We start from the raw sequence: 22,475 nt of genomic DNA, 5'->3' as shown, positions 1-22,475 counted from the left end.
CATTTTCTTAACTTAATGACATTGGGCACGTTCTTCTTATCAACAAATCATTGATTTGATTCACTGGTATGATAAAGTCGATCAGGCAATATTGCGTTCTAATGCGGAAACGATGATTGAAACAAGTTATGGAACGATGTCAATTGCGAATGCATTAGCCCTTCGCAGTCGTTTAAACTGCAGTAATGCCTATGACTCGGATTCTAATTTTGAAGGAAACCTCATGATGAAACTGCAGGAGGAACTCAATGAAAAAATACGAGTTATGGAACAGAAAAACAAGGGCTTACAGAATACGGCAGAAACTATGCGCTTGAGCATCTTGGGAAAAGATACAAAGACAAAAGATGAAACGCCTTTAAAGGTTGTTGATGCCTATGTACAGGAGAATACAACGGAATTGATCGATCCGTTAAATGTGCGCAAAAAAATTGACGAACTGAATGAAAGAAGAGAAACGATCTTGAATGAACTGGATACAAAGATCAAAGTATCGAATGCGACAACTTTTATAGAAATCAACTGATAAAGCTTCCTGCTGCATGAAAACCATAAACTTCGTTCTCCCGTATAGGGAATCTTACATTTAGATGATGAACACGATGAATCGATATAGCTCAATTGATAGAGCGTACAGCTGATGACTGTAAGGGTAAAGGTTAAAATCCTTTTATTGATTTTGTTCCTTATATTATTCGATCTGTATTTTAGAGGATATATTCTTTGTGATTTTTTTTGTTTGAAAGTGTATTTGATCAACGATTTTGGATGAATGTTGTGCAGACATACCTATGTTGAAAACCGCGAAAAAAGGTTAGGAATATAGCGAACTGTCCGCTGGTTTCCTCGCGGCTATGTAGTTGGGATTCCCATTTATCTTGATAAGAATCACCTTGTGGCACGTCTGCAGGGTGATTTCTTTTTGTACAAAAAAAAGAAGAAGATTACTCTTCTCCTTGTTGTTGAATCATATCTTGTAATGTAATCTTGGAAAAATAGTCTTTAACAAGTTCATCAAACTTTTTCCAGACCGGTAAAGTTGGACAAAACTCTTTTCGCTCGCAAGGCATGGCATGTTCTTCCAGACAGGCAACACAGGCTAAACTTACCTCTGTTGCTTTTAAAACATCATATACACTGATCTGATCTGCCGGACTGGCTAAACGATATCCGCCTTGATAACCACGGTTTGCACACAGAATACCAGAACGATTCAAAACTGGTACAATCTGTTCCAAATATTTCTTTGAGATGTTCTCTCTTTGGGCAACGTCTTTTAAGGATACATATCCATCACCCTGATAACGGTTTAAATCGATTAACATACGCAATGCGTATCTTCCTTTAGTTGAGATCTTCATAATCTATATTTTACACCCCTCTCCCTAAATTTTGAATATCCATGGAGAAAAAGAACAGATTTTTAGTTAAAAAAATCGTTCTGTTCCTTTTCAAATCGTTTTTTGTACTTTCTTACCGTGTGATCAAAGCCAAATAACATGGCACCTTCAAAAATCAATGCACAGCCGATGATCTGTAAAATGAACACAACCGACTGTAATGGACGGAGCCATAAGATAACGCCTACGATTAAAGCAAATACCGCAATACCTGCCGTAATCTTCCAGTTGTCAAATCCATAGTCTCGTAAAAGAAATGCTTTTTGGAGTTGGATGATGGAGTTGATGATCAACAGAATTCCAGCCAGGATTGGTAGAATCGAAATGATGGATTCCGGAGATGCGATCATCAAGATCCCAATCAGAACACTGGGCAGTCCGGCAAACAAGGGGCTGGCGTCAACAGATAGACGTTTTCCGAAATAAGTATATAATAAAGTGCCGCCAATTGCGATCAAGATTACACCAAATATGCGCACCGCAATCATTAAAAAGTCATTATTTAAGATAAAGAGCAGAATTCCGGCAATAATATAAACCAAGGCCATGATTCTGACTTCTTTAGAATTGGGATTCATTAAGCGATTCATATTCATTTCCTTTCTTTAAAATGTAGGTATCAAATAAAGCCTGATTATATGCATCTGCACCATCAGTGTTACTGGAGTGAAATACAGGTGCATCCATACCATTTTCCTTTAGTTTTTCTACCATGCTTCCTATCATGCACTGGCTTAAAAAACAACCTGTGATCGTACTGACCGGTCCCATAGTTATGTTTTCGTCAATGGCTACGCCGGCATCTCCTAACGGAGCTTGATTATCTAAAACGATATCGGCCAGCTCAAACAAGCGTTTTTTACTTTTATGTCGGCTTTCTGTGTTTTGAGAATGTTTCAGCGAGGTAATCGCAATGATCTTTACGCCTTTTTTACGCAGTCGTAAAACATATTCGATTACTAAGGCATTTCTTCCGGAGTTACTGGTTACGATTACGACATCGCCGTATCGTACATCATATAAGTGCTCCAACACATTGGCATATTCAGCCATACGCTCGATTTGCGTGCTTTTTGTCGGATGTGTCGCAAGACTCAGTTCGATTTCATCAATCGGATAGATCTTGGCATAACCACCGGCACGCGCATAAAGGTCTTGTCCGATCATATGGGAATGACCGGTGCCAAAAGTATAAATCGTATGGTTGTTACATTGTGTCTGATAGAGAAGATCGGCTGCTTCTTGAATGTGATCTTTATTGGATTGATACACATTTCGCAGCGTTTGTTCTAAAAAGTCATAATATCGTTTGGCAAAATCCATACAGAGTACCTCGGTTTTCTTTATTGTATCATTTTCTTGCGGATATGGAAATCTGTTCAAACAAATTGTCTATAGGAAGTCTTCGTTATATACTTTACCTGAGGTGATTACGATGAAAGTATGTGTTGTCATGGATAATGGTTTTGAAGAATTAGAAGCCATGGGTCCTATTGCGTTATTGCGCAGAGCCGGAATCGATGTCGATCTGGTTTGTATAGAAGGTCATGAAGTAACAGGTCGCTTTGGAGTTACGTATTCTCCGGCAATCCCGTTTGATTCTTATGATTTTGATCAGGCCGATTGTCTGGTGTTACCAGGTGGTCCACATTGGCAAAAGATAGAAAAAAATGAGAAGGTGTGTGAACAGTTAAAAGCTTTTGCGGCAGACAAGGTTTTGGCAGCTATCTGTGCTGCACCGACGATTTTGGGAAAACTGGGCCTTTTAGAAGGAAAGAATTATACTTGTTTTCAGAGCATGAATGAAGATTTTGGTGGAACGTATCAATATGCTTATACGGTAACAGATGGCAATTTGATTACCGGAATCTCGGCAGCCGCCAGCATTGAATTTGCGTTTGCGATTATTGAAAAGCTGCTGGGACAGGAAAAAACAAAGGAAGTAAAGCAGTCAATTTATTATGATGCCGTTCACTGAATACTTTAAACAAGGTTGTAAGCCGAACCTGACCGGTTCGATTGGCTTGGAAGTGGAACATTTTTTGATTTCGCGCAACGATGGCCGTCCTATGCCTTATGATGGAGAAAATGGTATTGGACAATTGTTAGAATTTTTGCGCAAAGATTTTCCGCATGCTTATTATGAACAAGATTTACTGATCGCATTAGAATCTGAGGATGTGCTGATCACACTGGAGCCGGGATGCCAGCTTGAAATATCATTACGATGTATGAACAATCTTCAAGAGATGATGGAAATTTATCTGAGGACTGTTTCTTCGATCCTGGCGTATATTCATCCAAGAGGCTACGATCTGATCTATAGCGGCGGCCTTCCTACGATTGGACAGGAAGACGTTGTCCTGATTGATAAAGAACGCTATCGTCTGATGGCTCAATACTTTAAAAATGTGTCAACCAGAGGACTGGAGATGATGAAGGCTACGGCTGCCGTCCATGTCAGTGTGGATTATACAGATGAAAAAGATTTCATTCAAAAGTATCGCATGGCCAATATCTTACATCCATTGTTGGCATTTCTATCTAGTCATACGCCAATGTATGCCGGAAAGAAAAATGAGGATGTTTTGTTGCGAGATTCAATCTGGTCACATACCGATCCTGCACGCTGCGGTATCCTTCCATCGTTATTTGAAGAAAACTTTGGCTTTGATGCCTATGCTCGATTTTTAGAACAAGTGCCTTTGATCGTTATGAATGATCATGGAAATTTTATTGATGTAAAGGATCAAACTTGTGCCCAGGTAGCAGGGATATATGGATATGGTAAGACAGAAATCGCACATTATCTTTCCATGTTGTTTTTGGATGTGCGTTTAAAACAGTTTATAGAAATTCGCAGTGCCGACAGTATGCCGCCTATTTATACACAGGCTTATTGTGCATTAGTTAAAGGTCTTTTCTACCAACAGGAAAATATAGAAACTTATTCTTCTTTGACACATTCTATCGAAACGATTTTACAGGCAAAAGAAGCATTGCGTAAGGATCGTTATGATACGATCGTGTATGGAAAGCCGGTTCAGAATTTGTTGAAAGAAATGATTTTTGATGCCAAAAAAGGTTTGACGGAAAAAGAAAAATCTTATCTTCTTCCATTGGAGGAATTGGTCAATACAAAAAGTTTGATACCCAATCTTTCGATCGAAGAAACGTACCAGAAAGCTATTTTGATGCATCCGCTGGAATCTAAGGAGAGCGCATTGCGCATAACCGAAGCCATTCAAAAAAGCGAGTTGAATCTGGGTGGAAATATGTACACACGTACGCTGCATATCCCAAAGATCTTTACCCAGGAAGATAAACATCGTTTTGAAAAAATCGTAGATACGACATATTCGATTTTTACCAAAGTGATTCAGGCATATAAAACCGATGTGCAAATTCGCAAACTGTTTGGTTTTTCTCGTGAATTGGAAGAATTAATCTTATGTGAGCCGGCATATACAAGTCCGATTCCAATCTGTCGAGTGGATATCTTCTATAACGAACAAACCAAAGATTTCCATTTCTGTGAGTTTAATACCGATGGTACATCGGCTATGAACGAAAACAAACGGTTAAATGATTTCTTAGCTTTCAATAATATCTTCCAACGTGATCCGGAGGATTATGAGATTCCGGAACTGGTACAAAGCTGGGCGAATGCGTTTATCCAGACAATGAAAGAAGACCCTAAGGTTTGTGAAAAGGCAAGAATCGGAATTTGTGATTTTTTGGAGAATGCGTATTATACAGAGCTCTATGTTTTTGAGGATGTATTTAAACAAAAAGGGTACGACTGCGAAGTGGTTGATATTCGTGATTTAGACTATAAAGATGGAAAGCTGTATTCCCAAAAGACCGGTAAAGTCATCGATGTCATCTATCGAAGAGCGGTTACGCGGGATGTGATGGATCACTATGAGCAGGTTCAGCCTTTTATTCAGGCATATCTGCATCATGATGTTTGTTGTATCGGAGCCTTTCAGACACAGCTGGTACATCATAAACAAATTACCCAAGTATTGATGAATCCTGTTATGCAGAAGTATTTTACACCGGATGAAGTTTCTTTTATTGAAAAACATTGTCCGATCACGTACGATTTGACACAGGATGTCGTCGAGAAGATTCAGGATAAAGATCATTGGATCATCAAGCCGAAAGATTCCTATGCATCCAAAGGCGTATGGGCCGGCATTGATCTTCATCAGAATCAGTGGAATCAGGTTGTATCCCAACATTTAGATGCGAATTATATCGTACAAAAGTATATTACACCATATAAGACAAAGAATATTGATCTGGTCAATTTTGATGAACTTAAGGACTATTCCAATATGAGCGGTCTGTATGTATATAACGGACACTTTGCCGGTGTGTATTCACGCTGCAGCGATGGCGGAATCATATCGACCCAATATAATGAAAAAACGATTCCGACGTTGTTTCTTCGTTGACAAAGTGCGACACCTTTTTTAAAATATAGGAAATACAAAGAAAAGAAAGAGTACATAAAGAGGAAGGCTTAGAGAACTTCTGGTTGGTGAAAAGAAGAACGGAATCTTTATGGAATACGTCTTGGAGTAGGATGCCGAAATAAGTAGGTGGTTCCGGGTACACCCGTTATAGTGTTAGAGTATGTTGGTACTCGATAAGGAAGAAACTGTGAGGTTTCTTTGAACTAAGGTGGTAACGCGATCGTCCCTTTCGCCCTTATGGTGGAAGGGACTTTTTATATAGGAGGAAACACGATGATCATTGTATTTAAACAAAATGCGAAGGAGAATGAAGTAAAACGCGTATTAGACAAAGTTGAAAAGCTGGGATTAAAAACTCATATTTCTCAGGGAGAAGAGACTTTGATCGTAGGTTTGGTGGGAGATACGACACGTGTCGATCCAAAACGTATTGAAGTCGAAGAAAGCGTTGAGCGAATCATGAAGGTCAGTGAGCCTTATAAGCTGGCCAATCGCGCCTTTCATCCGGAAGACTCTGTGATCGATGTAGCCGGTATTCCGGTAGGCGGCAAGGCCTTGACTTTGATTGCCGGACCTTGCTCGGTAGAATCGAAAGAACAAGTATTAGAAGTGGCCAGACGAGTTAAAGCCAGTGGTGCCAATCTGTTAAGAGGCGGCGCTTTTAAGCCAAGAACATCACCATATTCTTTTCAGGGAATGGGATCTACCGCTTTAGACTTATTGGTAGAGGCAAAAGAAGAAACCGGATTGCCGATCGTTACGGAATTGATGTCCGAAAAACATATTGATGAGTTTAATGATAAAGTTGATCTGGTACAAATCGGGGCAAGAAACATGCAGAATTTTGATCTGTTAAAAGAAGTGGGACAACGTATTAAAAAACCGGTTCTTTTAAAACGCGGTTTATCCAATACGTATGAAGAATGGCTGATGTCTGCCGAATATATCATGGCCAACGGAAACCCAAATGTCATATTGTGTGAAAGAGGCATTCGTACCTTTGAAACATACACACGAAATACCCTGGATCTTCAGGCGATCCCGGTCTTAAAACGATTGACCCATTTGCCGGTTATTATTGATCCCAGCCATGCTGGTGGTAAATGGTGGTTAGTAGAACCAATGGCCAAAGCGGCAGTTGTAGCCGGATGTGATGGTTTAATGATAGAGGTGCATAACGATCCGGAAAATGCCCTTTGTGATGGGCCACAGTCTTTAAAACCAGACCGCTATGATAACTTATTAAAAGATATTCGCAAGCTGGAGGCAGTGCGATAAAAAAAGCAGGCATTGCCTACTTTAAGAAGAAATGTATCATTTTATCATAGATGCTTTTATATGGTTGATAGCGCATAGGACGATCGATCCATGTCTTTTTATCAACCATGCTTTTTTTATGCGAGAAAGTATCAAATCCGACTTTACCATGATAACTTCCCATGCCGCTGTCACCGACACCGCCAAATCCCATCTGTGATGTGGCTAGATGAATAATCGTATCATTGATGCAGCCTCCGCCAAACTGACAGTGTTGTTTGATCTTTTCGATATTTGTCTTATTTTGCGAGAAAATGTACAGAGCCAGAGGATGCGGATGCGATTCGATCGTGCGGATTGCCTCATTTATGTCATGATATGTCAATATCGGCAACAATGGGCCGAAGATTTCTTCCTGCATGATGGCATCTTTCCAGGTGATCGAATCAAAAACAGTGGGTGCGATCTGTAGCGTTTGATGATTGGTTTGCCCACCATATACGCACTTTTCTTCATCCATCAAAGAACAAAGACGATGAAAATGTTTCTCATTGATGATTTTTCCATAATGGGCATTTTCCAGTGGTTTTAAACCATATTGCCTTTGAATCTCACGGATCAATGCTTGAATCAGATGATCTTTTATTTTTTCATCACATAGAATATAGTCCGGTGCCACACAGGTTTGGCCGCAGTTTAGATATTTTCCAAAGACGATACGCTTGGCGGCCAAATCAATTTTTGCACTGTCATCAACGATACAGGGACTTTTTCCACCTAATTCTAAGGTGACCGGCGTTAAATAGCGGCTTGCCTTTTCCATGACGGTACGACCGACATTTTTAGAACCAGTAAAGAAAATGTAATCGAACTTCTGCTCCAGTAAAGCCTGGTTTTCTTTTCTTCCACCGGTGATGCAGGTGACATATTCCGGATCAAAGGCGAAGCGAATGATCTTTTCGATGATGGCACTGGTGTGTGGGGAATATGCACTGGGTTTTAAAATAACAGTATTGCCGGCGGCAATCGCATCCGCTAATGGATCGATCGTCAACATAAACGGATAATTCCATGGCGACATAATCAGTACGACTCCATAAGGAGAAGGCTTGATAAAGCTGCGGGATACATATTGTGATAGTGGGGTACGAACTCTTTTTTCACGGGCAAATTTTCGCGTATGTCGTATCATATAGGTTAATTCGCTAAGCGCCAGACCCACTTCACACATATAGCTTTCGGTATTGCTTTTTCCTAAATCTTTACGCAGAGCTTCTTCAATTTTATCCTGATTGGCCAAAATGGTATTTTTTAATCGCTGCAGACTTTCAATACGCTTTTCTACCGGTAATGTGGCACCGCTTTGAAAGTAGGCACGTTGTTTTTGTAGTATGGCTTGAATTTCTTTAGTTTCCATGTCCGTCCTCCATCAATTTTCTATAATACTGTTCCAGCTCTTTGGCATTCATTTCCTCAGGGACCGGATAGAGTGGGTTTGCCTCATGGGCTGCCTGTTTGGCAAGCATAGGAATGTCCTCTTCACGAATCTCTTTGAAAGTATCCGGAATCGAGAATACGGATTTCATTTCTTTGATGGCTTGAATAAAGGCTTTGGCTCTTACTGCTGGATCGGGGTCTCTACTGGTACCGGAGACGATGGCCAGCTCAGCCAGCTTTTTGGTCGCATGTTCGCCATAAGCTTCCAGGATCATTGGCAGTATGACGGCATTGGCATACCCGTGGGGCACATTGTATTGTCCGCCCAGGGAATGTGCAATCGCATGTACATAACCAACATAAGATTGTGAAAACGCATTACCGGCTAAAAAGGCCGCTTCCAACATATTTTTTCGGGCATCCAGATCATTTCCGTCGTGTACCGCTTTGGCACAGTCAATGGAGGAGCCACCGCCAAAACCAATCAAGGCTTCACAGTGATGATCGATATAAAGCTTACGTGCTTCTTCGACATTGTCGCTGGTAGGATTAGGTACGGTGTCATCATAAACGATACATTCGATATCTTGATTTTTAAGCTCCTGTTTCAAAGGAAAGCTTAATCCAAAAGAGCGAATGCTTTTATCGGTGATCAATAAGACAGTCGAAATCTTCTTTTCATGAAATAAATCCGGTAAAGCAAAGATACTGGAAAGTATTTCCGGTTTTCGATACGGTAAAAACGGTAAAGCTAAATGCAGTACGTTTTGATATATACGACAGTAGAATTTCTGGATCGGATTCATAAAATCTTCCTTTCTTTGATATTCAAAGTTTCCAAACCACGTTTTATCACGAGCCATACATCGTGTCAATAAAAAAGATGTCGCAGGACACCTTTTAAGATTCTTCGTTGAGAAGATGAAGTTTTTCAAATGCGTAGAACAGTAATGACATCAACATTCCGGTAATGCAGGCAAGAACCATTCCGGATAAGGAGATACTTCCAATGGTGATGGTTACACCGCTTAAACCTACAACGAAGACAACGCTGGTCAATACCATGTTTACACTCTTTCCATAATCGACTTTATTGTCAACAAGGATGCGAAGACCACTGGTACCGATCATTCCATACAATAAGAAACTGATACCGCCGATGACCGGGTTGGGAATCGTCTGAATCAATGCGGCCAATGGTCCGATAAAGGAACATATGATGGAAAGAATGGCAGCACCGGCAATGACTTGAACGCTGTAAACACCGGTAATAGCCATAACGCCAATGTTTTCTCCATACGTTGTGGTAGGAACGGAACCAATTAAACCAGAAAGCATACTGGAAAAATTGTCGGCAAACAATGAACGATGCAAACCTGGATCTTTGATCAGATTGCGTCCGATGATTTTTCCGGTAACGATCTGATGCCCGATATGTTCGCTGGCGATGACCAACAACACCGGAAGCATCATTAAGATCGCATTGATATCAAATTTTGGGAAAGAAAAGTTAGGTAGGGCAAAGAAGCTTGCCTCAACAACAGGTGTAAAGTCGATCATTCCTACACAAACAGCTGTGATATAGCCGGCAACAACAGCAATCAAAATAGGAATGACACTTAGAAACTTTTTAAAGCAGACGCTTCCGATCACGGCAACACCTAAAGTAACACCAAAAACCAGAACATTGTTGAATTGAATGACTTCATCCAATAATCCGGCGGTACTGGCAGCACTGGAAGAAAGTTCCAGACCGATCAATGCGACAACAGGTCCCATGGCAGCGCTTGGCAGCACGACATCGATCCATTTTGTACCAAATTTATAAATGATACCGGCAAGCAAACAACCACAAAAACCAACCGCAACAAATCCTCCAAGGGCATACTCATATCCCATACTGGCAATGATTGCATTTCCCGGTGCGATAAAGGCAAAGCTGCTTCCCAAGTAAGCCGGCGCTTTTCCTTTCGTGATAAAGATGAATAGTAAAGTACCGATACCATTCATGAATAGAACAACTGCTGGGTTGATTCCAAACATAAACGGAACCAGCACACTGGCACCAAACATCGCAAACATATGTTGAATACTCAGTGGCAGCAATAACTTGCCGGGAACTTTTTCATCAACTTGTATAATTCTTTTGGCCATATATCCTCCTCTTAAAAATTTTCTTTTCCCAATATACCATAAAACAGAAGTGGAATTCTACTGATTTTGTTGTATAATGAATAGGCAAATGCGCCTGTAGCTCAATTGGATAGAGTACTTGATTCCGATTCAAGCGGTTGTAGGTTCGAGCCCTGTCAGGCGCGCCATAAAAGAAAAAGACATTCACTGGGTAGTGGATGTTTTTTTTGTCCTTAAAAAGAAAAATGTAAAACATAGTAAACAGGATCTCAACCACATGGATGAAATCCTTAATCTACTTTATTTGAAACAATTTAAGATGAAACATGTGTAGAACAACTCTATTTTGATTTCAATGTATAGTACTGAGTTGGATCACTTTTATTACTTCCATGCCATTCGATAATGTCTAATTCTTCTAAATGTTTTAACTGTTTTCTAGAGAAAGTGTCTCCCTTATGAAGAATATTTTTAGCAGTTTTTATTGTGATGGATTTGTTGTTGGTTAAAAACTGAATGATTGTCGTTTCAAATTCGTTTAATTGTCCTAATATTTCTTGATCAAACATTGAGGAGATTTTATCGTCTGTTCTTAACTGTCTAGAGGTAATGCTATTTTCCAAAACCAATAGTACAGAGTTCCCGTTAGGCTCTGAATAGGTTGGGGATTTAAGAAAGTACATTTGCATTTCATCATAAATTCTTTTTACTCCTTCATTAAGCTCTTTCACCCAACCAAATTCACCTAATACACGTGCTATTCTAGGATTCCTAGAATATCTAGTATTTAGCATGTTATCTAAAGTGACAATATTGGGAAGTTTACCGGGGCTTAATATTTCTAATCGATCATCGTATAAAGATACTCGAATATGATCACCCATAATAGAATAATTACGATGTGTCAAACTGTTAACTATACCTTCAAACCAAGCAAATTCAGGATATTCTGGGATTACTTTAAAAACTCCGTTTTCATCGAGATATTGAAATTCTCGTAATTATAAGGTTATTGCATTTTTAACTTTCTGAATTATCTTAGGAATTGCATCTTCATAATTTATTTCTTTAATGATATTTAATCGTTGCCCTGTTTCGAAGCGCGTTCCATCAAATTTTAACAATCGTAATCGAGCATTTGGCAAAAATTTGGTAGGATGCTTTGCAAAAAGAAGAATACCTGCATTTGTTAGATGGCCTTTTTTTAACAAACCTCGTGCATCCAAGATTTCTTCATAAGATAATGATGTACCTAACTTTTCTTTGTACTGTTGAAGTAATTGTAAATCTACATCATCTATTGAAGAATCTTCAACAATAATGTCCTCAAATATTCTCTCACCTTTATCATATTCAAGTTGCGTTACTTGCTCATGATTTAAAAGTTTAGATTTGTCACCAACACGAAGGTACACTTTATCATCACTTGTTTTTATTACAGCATCTTCACTTGGTTCAATAAAAAGTAATAATATTGAGTCTTGTTTTGAATCAATAGTTACTTTTCGAATTTCATGTTCAACTTTTAATCTTCCTTTACATGAAGAAAATGGAACATTTAAAAAGTCATTTATTGACTTTGAGTCTTTATTGTTGAATCCGGTTATTTCTCCATTATCTTCAATGCCAATAGCAAGAACACCACCATTTGCATTTGCAAAAGCTACTATATGCCTCGCGATATCACTTGGTTTTATTCTTGCACTTTTTCTATCAAGATACTGTCCTTCTTTTTCATTTGATAAATACTCTAATGTTAAGATTTTTGGTAGCAAAATAGACACCTCTTTAGCTTTCTATGAATATTTTATCATTATGCATATTAGAAATACTACCCCGTTCTACCCCTCGCGTAATAAACTGTTCATAGGAGTAAGAGTGATTATACATCCTCTGTTTATTTAAGTTTTTTATAGAATAAGCTATTTTATTCGATATCCTCTATCATGCAAGATCAATTATAAAATGTCTTGTTTTCTATAATTTACGAATATCTTGAATTTATGTATAGAATCATTGCGGATTTTTAGAAGTTATTATCGAATATTGGGTTTAAACCAATGATGAATCTAGCCTATACTAAGTATAGAAACAAAACGTTTTGTCAAAAAGGATGAAAATTTAAATTCTATATGGAAACCGGTTCAAATATCATACATGCATGCAATTATTCCTATTTTTTACATGGAAAGGATAAATGAAATGTATGTAAACATTCACTTAAAAAACAAAGAAGGGAGATGTACAGTTAGAAATACTGTACAAATAAAATCATGAAAAAATTTGTGACATCATCAATTTTGGCAGCTTGTATGGCTTGTGCATTGGTTGGTTGTTCCGGACAGGAAGAAAAGGATAATACATTGGTTATCTATTCGCCGAATTCCGAAGGATTGATCGAAGCAGTCATTCCGGCATTTGAGGAAGAAACGGGTATCAAGGTTGAACTTCAACAAGTTGGTACGGGTGAATCGATCAAGAAGTTGGAAGCGGAAAAAGATGATCCGGTTGCGGATGTAATGTTTGGTGGACAAAATTCACATTATTTGACCAACAAAGATTTATTTGAGGAATATGTTGGTGAAAATGATGATCTGGTCATTGAAGAATATCAAAACAAATCCGGTATTGCTTCAAGCTACACACTGGATGGCAGTTGTTTAATTGTCAATACGAATTTAATTGGGGATATTAAAGTAGAATCTTATGAAGATTTATTAAATCCGGCACTAAAAGGAAAGATCGCAACGGCAGATCCATCCAATTCATCCAGTGCTTTTGCACAGTTGACAAATATCTTGTTGGCAAAAGGTGGTTATGAAAGTGATGAAGCTTGGAAGTTTGTAGAAGATTTGTTTAAGAATATTGACGGTAAAGTATTATCAAGTTCCAGTTCTGTTTATAAATCAGTAGCAGATGGAGAAATGGTCGTTGGTTTATCTTATGAAGACCCATGCGTAACGTTAGAAAAGGATGGAGCACCTGTTAAAGTGGTTTATCCAAGTGAAGGAACGGTATATCTTCCAGCTAATGCCGGTATCATTAAAAATGCCAAACATATGGATAACGCAAAGAAATTCATCGATTATCTGCAATCACAGGATTGTCAGGATAATTTGGGATTGACCACAACCAACCGACCGGTATTAAAAGATGTTCAGATTGGAGATATCATGAAACCAATTTCTGAAATTAAAACATTGAAAGAAGATAGTGAGTATGTCATTGCGCATAAAGATGACATTGTAGATCACTATAAAGAAATCTATACAAGCATTTCTTCTGAGAAGTAAAGGAAAGTTGTTATGAGCAAGATTTCAATTCAATCAGCGGTTAAGAAATATGGTGATGTGACAATCATCCCCAATCTTAACTTGGAAATAAAAGATGGAGAATTCTTCACACTGTTAGGCCCTAGTGGTTGTGGGAAAACAACATTGCTGAGAATGATTGCGGGATTTAACAGTATCGAAGGTGGAAATTTTTACTTCAATGAAGAACGAATCAACGACAAAGATCCCAGCACACGAAATATCGGAATGGTATTTCAAAACTATGCGATATTTCCACATTTAACAGTTCGACAAAATGTAGAATTTGGTTTGAAACAAAGAAAGTTACCTAAAGAAGAAATCAAAAAATATACGGATAAATTTTTAAAATTGATGAAAATTGACACGTATCAAGATCGCATGCCGGAAAGATTGTCCGGTGGGCAGCAACAGCGTGTAGCTTTGGCTAGAGCTTTAGCCATTATGCCGGATGTATTATTGATGGATGAGCCACTTAGTAATTTGGATGCGAAATTGCGTGTGGAGATGCGTGAAGCGATTCGTGCCATCCAGGAAGAAGTAGGGATTACTACTGTTTATGTAACACATGACCAGGAAGAAGCCATGGCTGTCAGTGATCGTATTGCCATCATGAAGGAAGGTGTGATTCAACATATTGGAACACCGAAAGAAATCTACCATCGCCCAAACAATGTGTTTGTAGCTACTTTTATTGGAAGAACCAATATTTTAGAGGCTCATGTTCAAACCATTGGCAATGAAACCATGTTAAAGATCAATGACGATAACTGGATACCGATTACACTGCCTAAAATCATTCCAGATCAGGAAGTAAAGGTTTCCATTCGACCGGAAGAATTTGAGTTTACCACGGAACCGAATGGTATTCCGGCAGCAATCGAAGATAGTATTTTCCTAGGGTTATATACTCACTACCATTGCCGTCTAAAAGATGGGACACAAGTGGAAGTGGTCAGAGAATCGGATCTAAAAGAGAACATTCAAAAAGGAAGTATAGTTCATTTGTCTATCAAAACACATAAGATCAATGTGTATGATACAACAGGTGAAATCAACTATACGTTGGGAAATGAAGCATGAAATCAAAGAAGATAAAAATAGATCCGTGGAAGACCATTACGATTGTTGTCATTGCCCTATATACGTTGTTTCTGATTTATCCGGTGGGAAAACTATTACTGCAAGCTTTCTTTGAGTCGGGAACGCATCAGTTTACATTGGATTATTTCACTAAATTCTTTTCACAGTCGTATTACTTTGATACGTTGATGAACAGCTTTAAGGTTTCCATTTGTGCAACGATTTTATCTTTAATGATCGGTACACCGTTAGCTTATTTCTTTACTTTGTATCGAATCAGAGGCAAAAAGCTACTGCAAATCTTAATTATCGTAGCTTCCATGTCTGCACCGTTTATCGGCGCTTATTCCTGGGTGCTTTTATTAGGAAGAAATGGTGTGATCCTGCGCTTTTTCCAGGATGTATTGAATATTCAGCTTCCGGATATTTATGGATTTGGCGGTATTTTATTAGTATTTACACTCCAGTTATTTCCTCTTGTATTCTTATATGTACAAGGTGCATTAAGAAATGTAGATAATTCCTTATTAGAGGCAAGTGAAAACTTAGGCTGTACCGGAGCTAGACGATTTTTTAAAGTCATTATTCCTTTAATCGTTCCGACTTTACTGGCGGCAGCACTCTTAGTGTTTATGCGATCATTAGCTGATTTTGGTACGCCGATGTTGATTGGAGAAGGATATCGAACTTTCCCGGTATTGATTTATACAGAGTTTGTCGGGGAAGTCGGAGGAAGTGAGGGCTTTGCGGCTGCTATTGCGATCATTGCTATTTTGATTACAACAATCGTATTCTTAATTCAAAAATATATTGCGAATAAGAAAAGCTTTACAATGAATTCGCTGCATCCTATTGTAGAAAAAGAGGCCAAACCATTTGCCAAAGCAGGGATTTATATCTATAGCTATGGTGTTGTTGCCTTAGCTATATTGCCACAGCTTTATGTCATCTACACTTCTTTCTTAAATACACGAGGAAAGATCTTTGTGGATGGGTATTCGTTAAATTCCTATCAAACGGCATTTTCACGAGTAGGAAATTCTATACAAAATACCATTTTTATTCCGGCAGCTGCCCTAGTCATCATTATTTTGTTGGCTGTATTGATTTCCTATTTAACAGTACGTAGAAGAAATACCGCAACCGGATGTATTGATGTGCTCAGTATGATTCCTTATATCGTGCCGGGAACTGTTTTAGGTATTGCCCTTTTGACATCGTTTAATACAGGTATTGCCAATTCAGGAATCTTAGCGATTGCGGGAACTTCATTGATTATGATCATTGCGCTGGTCATTCGTCGTTTGCCTTACACGATACGATCTTCAACAGCAACGCTACAACAGATACCGATGAGTATTGAAGAAGCAGCGTTAAGCTTAGGTTGTATGAAGCTAAAAGCATTCTTTACCATTACTGTGCCTATGATGGCCAATGGAATCATTGCGGGTGCTATTTTGAGTTGGGTTACTATGATATCTGAACTGTCAACAGCCATCTTGTTATATACGGTAAAAACGCAAACATTGACAGTTTCGATCTACCAACAAGTATTGAGAGGAAATTATGGGGTGGCCGCTGCTCTATCGACCATCTTAACGATATTGACAATTATCTCACTGTTAATCTTTATGAAAGTATCAAAAAGTGATAATCTAGAAATATAATATGTATTATTGGTGATGTTACATTGAGAGCCAGATGTAAATAGAAAACTAAATTCATTAGAAACATAGCTTGTCTAGAGGTATAGAGGTCTATATCTCTAGTTTTTCATATGAAGGGAAGATATTTATGAGCAAATATAAGATGAAATTGTACCACTCGATGGAAAAACTGACCAAAATATACATTCTTATATTTGTAATGATATTTATCATCATTCTTATCATCAGTATGTTTATCACACAAGTTCAAAAGAATGAGAGAGTCATACAAGATTATACAAAAATCTTAGATACTATTTTTACAAGCTTTGAAGAGAATATATCGTTCCATAACCACAACAATAATTTATTAGCTTATCTTGCGCATCCGGAAAATGAAGAAAAAGTATTTCAAACGTATTATCATTATAAGTCCTCCGTTCCGATTGAATGTGAGATGTTGTTGTTTGATGATCAGGGTCATCTGATTTTTTCTTCCATCGGTGATATGCATAGTGTAAGGAAAACACCAAATTTCAATAGAGATGAATTAAAAGAAGGCGAATATATCACAAGTACGATTCGGGAAAAAGAAGAAAAGTCAAAATTAGTTTTAACGACAGGCGTTTTTCAGAATAATGTATTAAAGGGTTATGTCTCTTACTATTACGATCCCAATTCATTGAATTATGAATTGAGTTTATTGGAGGATAAAGGCTCCATTATCGATAAATTTGGCAATGTGATCGCAACAAGTACGCCGGAATATATTTCCGGATATTTAAAACGATTGGATCATGGATTAGATTCATCCGGTTATCACATCCGAAATGGTGATTTATTACGGATTCAAGTCAAAGGCTATAAAGAAGGAATACAAATCGTATCCATTGTTTCTTTCCTGGATTATTTGATTTTATATCGGTCGGCGATTCTATTTATCCTATTGTTTTCCCTTGCGACTTATTTGATCAGTAAAAGAAATATTATGATGTTAGCCAAAAGCAACAGCAGCAGTATTGATAAGTTAGTGGAACAGATGGAAATCATCAAAAAAGGAGATATCGATCATCTGGTGACCATTGATACCGATGATGAATTTCAGATGTTGTCAAAAGATATTAATAATGTTGTTGTGGCGATTGAAAAAGTAGGAAGACGGAATGGTGAATTGTATTATTTAAATAAGATCAGCGAGATGAAACGACTGGAAGCTCAGTTTAATCCGCATTTTCTCTATAATACGTTAGAAACGATTCGATCGGCAGTCCTATTTGATGCCAAAGCCGTAGATCGTTTGATCTTGAAACTAACTTCCATTCTCCGCTACAGCATGGATAATTCCATTTCACAAGTATATTTTATAGATGATTTAGAAATCATTCAGGAATATTTGGATATTCAGAATTATCGCTACAAAGATCGACTGCAAGTCACTTTTGATATTCAGGAAGAATGCGAAAATCAAATTATTCCACGTTTAATGATCGAACCACTTTTAGAAAACAGTATTAAAAATGGTTTTCGATATCACCAGACGTTGTGTATTCATGTAAAGGCTTATATCGAAGACGATAAAATGTATGTCAGCGTTCAGGATAATGGAAATGGAATCGCTCAGGATAAGCTGGAGGAAATCCGTTACAATTTAGAATCTGATCAAAACCAGATGAATCATCATGGGTTGTACAATTTAAATCGACAGTTAAGTTTGATGTATGGCATCGACAGTAAATTAAGAATTGAAAGTGTGCTTGGAGAAGGAACAACAGTAACGATCTGTATTCATCTAAAGGGGGCAAAATATCATGTATAGAGTAGTAGTCATTGAAGATGAAGAAGCAATTCGCAAGGGAATTATCATGTCCATTGATTTTTCCGCTTTGAACTGTATCTTAATCGGTGAGGCTGGTAATGGTGTAGAAGGCATAAAACTGATTCAAGAAAAGAAACCGGATATCGTAATAACCGATGTCACCATGCCTTTAATGAGTGGTATAGAAATGATTGAACAAACTCTAGAGTACAATTACACCTCGATCATCATTTCCGGTTATGATGAGTTTTCCTATGCGAAAAAGGCGATTAAATTAGGTGTATGTGATTATTTGATGAAACCTATTGATAAGGAAGAATTGAACAATGTGATTCAAAGTATCGTTTCCGGTTTTGATTTATCCAGTAAAATTAGCGGATTGTTGAAAGAAAAAAATCAGATCGAACATATTCAACTTCTAGAAACTTTAAATAAAGAAGATCATCTGGTTGATAAAATCATGGAATACATCAATCTTCATTACTCAGAAAAGATATTTTTATCCGATATAGCCGATGTTTTAAATTACAGTGAATCTTTATTATCAAAGCGATTTCGAAGAGTTACACAGATGACCTTTAATGAGTACTTAAATCGTTTCCGCATTCAAAAGTCTATTGAATATATGAAAAAAGGAACTTATGGTTTAACGGAAATTTCGGATATTTGCGGATTTAGTGACTATAAATATTTTAGTACGGTGTTTAAGAAGTACACTGGTTATACACCGAGTCAGTTTACCAATATGATTGTATTGTAGATAGAACTGGAAACTTATGAATCATAGAATAATAAAGAATGTTAAATAGATATTAGGAGATCGTGCAAGTTTCGTACACAACTTATATGATCTCTTTATTTTTTTATAGAAGCGTAAGTTTTACTGCGATTTTACCTATCTATTGCGATAAAACCAGAATTGATCGTTATACTGAATATAAACAATTTAGTAAATGTAAAGAGGTATGAATATGTATAAAACGATTGTCATAGACTATACACCAAAAGCGAATGATCTGGCACAAAAGATAGAAGAAAAGGCAAATGAGATGACGCAAAAAGGTTATACGCTGATTACTTTTTCCATAACAGGTTCAGCTAAATCTATTTTGGTGTTTGAAACAAGTAAAACATGATGGGATATTCACAATCGAATATCAGAGAGAATGGAAGAAGAGGAAAACGAATATGAACATCATTCTATATGGTTCTCGTTATGGAACAGCTCAAAGATATGCGAAAGAACTTTCTAAAAGAACAAATATAAATGCTGTTTCTTTTGAAAATGTTCAAGACATAAATATGTACGATGAGATCATTTATATAGGCAGCTTGTATGCAGGCAGTGTTTTAGGATTGGCTAAGACATTTAAAAAGATAAAAGATGCTTCCGGTAAAACAATTATTCTTGTCACGATTGGTTTATCAGATCCTTTAGATGATAAGAATATTCATGCTATAGAAAAGAATATGCACAATCAAATACCAAACGAAATTTTTAAGTCTATAAAAAAGATCTTTCATTTCAGAGGTGCCATTGACTATAACAAGTTAAGCTTTGGACATAAGGCAATGATGAAATTGTTATATAATGCGATAAAAAACAAACCAGAGGAAACATTAACGGCCGTCGATCGAGCCATAATAGAGACTTATAATAAAAAAGTGGACTTCACAAACTTTCAAGATCTCGAAAAAATAATTTGTGAAATATAAGAAATAGAGCTTTTTTCTATATTTCTCATGCAACGAGAATGAATCTTGTGACATGTCATTTTATAACTCCGTTCCATAACTTATAGTTTTATCGAGAGGAAAGATCATGAACCAAAAAAAGATTGGTGATTTCTTAAGAAAATTAAGACATGAAAAAGAACTAACACAGATACAATTGGCAGATATTCTATTTGTATCCAATAAATCTATATCAAGATGGGAAAAAGGAAAAGGTTTACCGGATATTGATATTCTTATTGAGTTCGCTCGTTTTTATGGTGTGAGTCTTGAGGAATTGTTAGATGGTCAAAGAAATGAAATGACAGATAATGTGGAAAGTACAGTTTTAAAAGTTGCTGAATTAGAGAATGAAGAAAAGAAGAAAATGAAAAAAATTACGCAGATACTCGTTCTCTTTAGCATGGTGCTGATGCTCATTAGTTATATTTTATCTAACTATCTGAATCAAAATGATATTATTGATTTCATCTATGGATTCTGCAATGGGGTAACTTTTGCCACATTAGCGTTGATTTTGATTGTTACAGGACGATGGGGATTAAAAATAAGAGAGTTTAAAGAGCGTACTACCAATAGAGACTAAGTTCAGAGAATACAATATAAAACGTGTAAAGAAAGAGCAAATAACTCATCTTACACGTTTTATTTCTTCAATATCCGATTAAAGGAACACACCTAAGTCACTAATAATTATTTTAATCTGTAATAGCAGATGTTTTTTCCAGCGCCCTCTCGTTTTAATTCTCCGGCAGCGACTAATTTCCGTAAAGCTCCTTCAATAGAGCTGATACTGAGAGAAGGGCAAAGTTCACGGATGTCCTGTTTGGTAAAACGACCGATTTTTTTCATTGTAGCCCGATGCACAGTTTCCAGGGCAGATAGTTTGGTTTCTACCAAGTCAAAGCGATCTTCAAAGTCTTTATAAGCAGAAAGAATGATTCCCAGCAAATACTTGATAAAAGGAACAATATCTTCAGTACCTTCATGCCATTCAGTCTGTACCTGACCTAGGACATCGTAATAGAGATCCTTATTTTTTGCGATTTTGGCCTCTAACGAGATATATTTACCTACATAAAAACCACAGCGATAGAGCAAAAGCGTGGTCAGAAGACGGCTCATTCTGCCATTTCCATCATTGAAAGGGTGAATACAGAGAAAGTCGTGGATGAACACAGGAATGATAATCAGTGGTTCTACTTCCATGTTTCCAATGACACGATTATACTCCTTGCAAATGCTGTCTAGTGCTTCTGGCGTTTCATAAGGGGCCAAAGGCGTGAACAAGGTTTCCACATGACCATCAGGATAGGTAGCGCTGATATAGTTCTGCACGCTTTTGGTTCTGCCTGCCATGGGATTGTTCATGTGGTTGTATAGAATCTTGTGGAGCTGCAGGATGTAATTTTGTGTGACAGGGATGGCATCAAAGTTCTCATGGATGAGGTTCAGTACATCTCGATAACCTGCAATTTCCTGCTCGTCTCGATTTCTTGGTGTTGTCTTCTCTTCTACTAATTGTCGGATACGGGTGTTTGTAGTTCTGATACCCTCAATGGCATTAGATGCTTCAGTGCTCTGTATTTTTGCAATCTCCACTAGCTTTTCCAATTCATCTGGTCTCTGCTTTAAATATAGCTCCTGTTTTCCGGCTTCTTTGTAGATTGCCGCAATCAGACCCAGAATATCTGAGTCCCACTTTTGTTCTTGAATTTTGGAATAATTAAATATACGCATTCCCTTATAATCTCCTTTATTCCCTTAAATATTAGCATAAAATAAGGGAAAATTAAACTTTTGGGGGAAAGTCCTCTTATTTTCAATAAAATTTAAGGGATTTATGCAATTATAAGGGCAAATTACCACCTTCTTATTATAAGTTTTCATGAACAGGTGATAAAACTACCACTCTTCTTAGTTTGTCCAGTTTCTTTAGGCAGGTGCTTTCTGTGCATAATCTCTATTTTTCAAGCCGTTAGGCTGACAGAAGCAAATAAAAACGCTGCAAACCAATAAATAATGGTTGGCAGCGATAATTTCTGGCGTCCTCGAATGGATTCGAACCATCAATCTACCGCTTAGGAGTTCTCTGCGAACCGTGGTAGCTAGAAGTTCGATTATCCTCTTGGGAGCGTTTAATGCCGTAAATTAAAGCATAAGTGCTTGTTATG

Annotated in this window: 21 protein-coding genes, 1 tRNA gene and 1 other annotated feature; of the genes, 13 read left to right on the top strand and 9 right to left on the bottom strand. The window is 37.5% G+C overall.

What is annotated here, in order from left to right:
* Positions 1–55: 55 nt before the first annotated feature.
* On the top strand, positions 56–526 hold the full coding sequence (locus U0M88_RS10285) for a hypothetical protein (protein WP_331869748.1): 471 nt from the start codon (positions 56–58) through the stop codon (positions 524–526).
* Positions 527–944: 418 nt separating this feature from the next.
* On the opposite strand, the gene U0M88_RS10280 is transcribed toward U0M88_RS10285, so the two are convergent.
* The 3 genes from U0M88_RS10280 to U0M88_RS10270 form a co-directional block, all read right to left on the bottom strand.
* Positions 945–1,361 (bottom strand): RrF2 family transcriptional regulator, encoded by a 417-nt coding sequence (locus U0M88_RS10280; RefSeq protein ID WP_331869747.1) that lies wholly within the window; start codon positions 1,359–1,361, stop codon positions 945–947.
* 62 nt (positions 1,362–1,423) lie between these two features.
* Positions 1,424–1,990, bottom strand: coding sequence for an HdeD family acid-resistance protein (locus U0M88_RS10275; protein WP_331869746.1), 567 nt, complete (start codon positions 1,988–1,990; stop codon positions 1,424–1,426).
* Entirely contained in the window at positions 1,962–2,723 is a 762-nt protein-coding gene (locus tag U0M88_RS10270; protein WP_331869745.1) for an SIS domain-containing protein, read from the bottom strand. Before U0M88_RS10270 ends, U0M88_RS10275 begins: the two co-directional genes overlap by 29 nt.
* Before the next feature lie 112 nt (positions 2,724–2,835).
* On the opposite strand from U0M88_RS10270, the gene U0M88_RS10265 reads away from it, so the two are divergent.
* The 3 genes from U0M88_RS10265 to aroF all read left to right on the top strand — a co-directional run bounded on the left by U0M88_RS10265 (position 2,836) and on the right by aroF (position 7,162).
* Entirely contained in the window at positions 2,836–3,378 is a 543-nt protein-coding gene (locus tag U0M88_RS10265; RefSeq protein WP_168965341.1) for a DJ-1/PfpI family protein, read from the top strand.
* Positions 3,362–5,863 (top strand): glutamate-cysteine ligase family protein, encoded by a 2,502-nt coding sequence (locus U0M88_RS10260; RefSeq protein WP_320802591.1) that lies wholly within the window; start codon positions 3,362–3,364, stop codon positions 5,861–5,863. Before U0M88_RS10265 ends, U0M88_RS10260 begins: the two co-directional genes overlap by 17 nt.
* A gap of 28 nt (positions 5,864–5,891) precedes the next feature.
* Positions 5,892–6,124, top strand: a binding site (T-box leader).
* Positions 6,125–6,157: 33 nt separating this feature from the next.
* A complete protein-coding gene (gene aroF / locus U0M88_RS10255) occupies positions 6,158–7,162 on the top strand; it encodes a 3-deoxy-7-phosphoheptulonate synthase (RefSeq protein ID WP_117445915.1) in 1,005 nt (334 codons plus the stop codon).
* A 16-nt stretch (positions 7,163–7,178) separates the two neighbouring features.
* Here aroF and U0M88_RS10250 read toward each other — a convergent pair whose 3' ends face one another.
* The 3 genes from U0M88_RS10250 to uraA are packed head-to-tail and all read right to left on the bottom strand — an operon-like array spanning position 7,179 to position 10,732.
* Entirely contained in the window at positions 7,179–8,558 is a 1,380-nt protein-coding gene (locus U0M88_RS10250) for an aldehyde dehydrogenase (protein WP_331869743.1), read from the bottom strand.
* On the bottom strand, positions 8,548–9,441 hold the full coding sequence (locus U0M88_RS10245) for an iron-containing alcohol dehydrogenase (protein WP_331869742.1): 894 nt from the start codon (positions 9,439–9,441) through the stop codon (positions 8,548–8,550). Before U0M88_RS10245 ends, U0M88_RS10250 begins: the two co-directional genes overlap by 11 nt.
* 37 nt (positions 9,442–9,478) lie before the next feature.
* A complete protein-coding gene (gene uraA / locus U0M88_RS10240; RefSeq protein WP_168965349.1) occupies positions 9,479–10,732 on the bottom strand; it encodes a uracil permease in 1,254 nt (417 codons plus the stop codon).
* A 90-nt stretch (positions 10,733–10,822) separates the two neighbouring features.
* On the opposite strand from uraA, the gene U0M88_RS10235 reads away from it, so the two are divergent.
* Positions 10,823–10,899 (top strand) — tRNA-Arg (locus U0M88_RS10235).
* Between the two features lie 153 nt (positions 10,900–11,052).
* Here the strand turns inward: U0M88_RS10235 and U0M88_RS10230 are convergent.
* A complete protein-coding gene (locus U0M88_RS10230; protein ID WP_220412061.1) occupies positions 11,053–11,595 on the bottom strand; it encodes an ATP-binding protein in 543 nt (180 codons plus the stop codon).
* A gap of 117 nt (positions 11,596–11,712) precedes the next feature.
* Entirely contained in the window at positions 11,713–12,486 is a 774-nt protein-coding gene (locus U0M88_RS10225; protein WP_220412060.1) for an AlbA family DNA-binding domain-containing protein, read from the bottom strand.
* A gap of 498 nt (positions 12,487–12,984) precedes the next feature.
* On the opposite strand from U0M88_RS10225, the gene U0M88_RS10220 reads away from it, so the two are divergent.
* The 8 genes from U0M88_RS10220 (at position 12,985) to U0M88_RS10185 (ending at position 20,887) form a co-directional block, all read left to right on the top strand.
* Positions 12,985–14,004: an extracellular solute-binding protein gene (locus U0M88_RS10220; protein ID WP_272001928.1), complete on the top strand. Its 1,020-nt coding sequence runs from the start codon at positions 12,985–12,987 to the stop codon at positions 14,002–14,004.
* Positions 14,005–14,016: 12 nt separating this feature from the next.
* The gene (locus U0M88_RS10215; RefSeq protein ID WP_117445911.1) at positions 14,017–15,105 is read left to right on the top strand and encodes an ABC transporter ATP-binding protein; all 1,089 of its coding nucleotides are present in this window, start codon (positions 14,017–14,019) and stop codon (positions 15,103–15,105) included.
* Positions 15,102–16,772, top strand: a complete 1,671-nt coding sequence (locus tag U0M88_RS10210) for an ABC transporter permease (protein WP_331869741.1) — start codon at positions 15,102–15,104, stop codon at positions 16,770–16,772. The genes U0M88_RS10215 and U0M88_RS10210 overlap by 4 nt, the downstream gene beginning before the upstream one ends.
* Positions 16,773–17,001: 229 nt before the next feature.
* Positions 17,002–18,567 (top strand): sensor histidine kinase, encoded by a 1,566-nt coding sequence (locus U0M88_RS10205; protein ID WP_331869740.1) that lies wholly within the window; start codon positions 17,002–17,004, stop codon positions 18,565–18,567.
* Positions 18,560–19,327, top strand: a complete 768-nt coding sequence (locus U0M88_RS10200) for a response regulator transcription factor (protein ID WP_195222295.1) — start codon at positions 18,560–18,562, stop codon at positions 19,325–19,327. Before U0M88_RS10205 ends, U0M88_RS10200 begins: the two co-directional genes overlap by 8 nt.
* A 211-nt stretch (positions 19,328–19,538) precedes the next feature.
* Entirely contained in the window at positions 19,539–19,703 is a 165-nt protein-coding gene (locus U0M88_RS10195; protein ID WP_167698284.1) for a hypothetical protein, read from the top strand.
* Between the two features lie 52 nt (positions 19,704–19,755).
* Complete coding sequence (locus U0M88_RS10190; RefSeq protein ID WP_331869739.1) at positions 19,756–20,283, top strand: flavodoxin domain-containing protein; 528 nt, start codon at positions 19,756–19,758, stop codon at positions 20,281–20,283.
* A 106-nt stretch (positions 20,284–20,389) separates the two neighbouring features.
* Positions 20,390–20,887 carry a helix-turn-helix domain-containing protein gene (locus U0M88_RS10185; protein ID WP_331869738.1) on the top strand — a complete coding sequence of 166 codons (498 nt, stop codon included), beginning with the start codon at positions 20,390–20,392 and terminating at the stop codon, positions 20,885–20,887.
* Positions 20,888–20,994: 107 nt separating this feature from the next.
* Here the strand turns inward: U0M88_RS10185 and U0M88_RS10180 are convergent, their stop codons facing one another.
* A complete protein-coding gene (locus U0M88_RS10180; protein ID WP_331869737.1) occupies positions 20,995–22,041 on the bottom strand; it encodes a Fic family protein in 1,047 nt (348 codons plus the stop codon).
* Positions 22,042–22,475: the final 434 nt, after the last annotated feature.

The sequence above is a fragment of the Faecalicoccus sp. genome (assembly GCF_036552745.1).
Taxonomy (GTDB): Bacteria; Bacillota_I; Bacilli_A; order Erysipelotrichales; family Erysipelotrichaceae; genus Faecalicoccus.
Note: the sequence above shows the minus strand (reverse complement) of the source record. Positions and strands in the feature narration are given on the sequence as shown.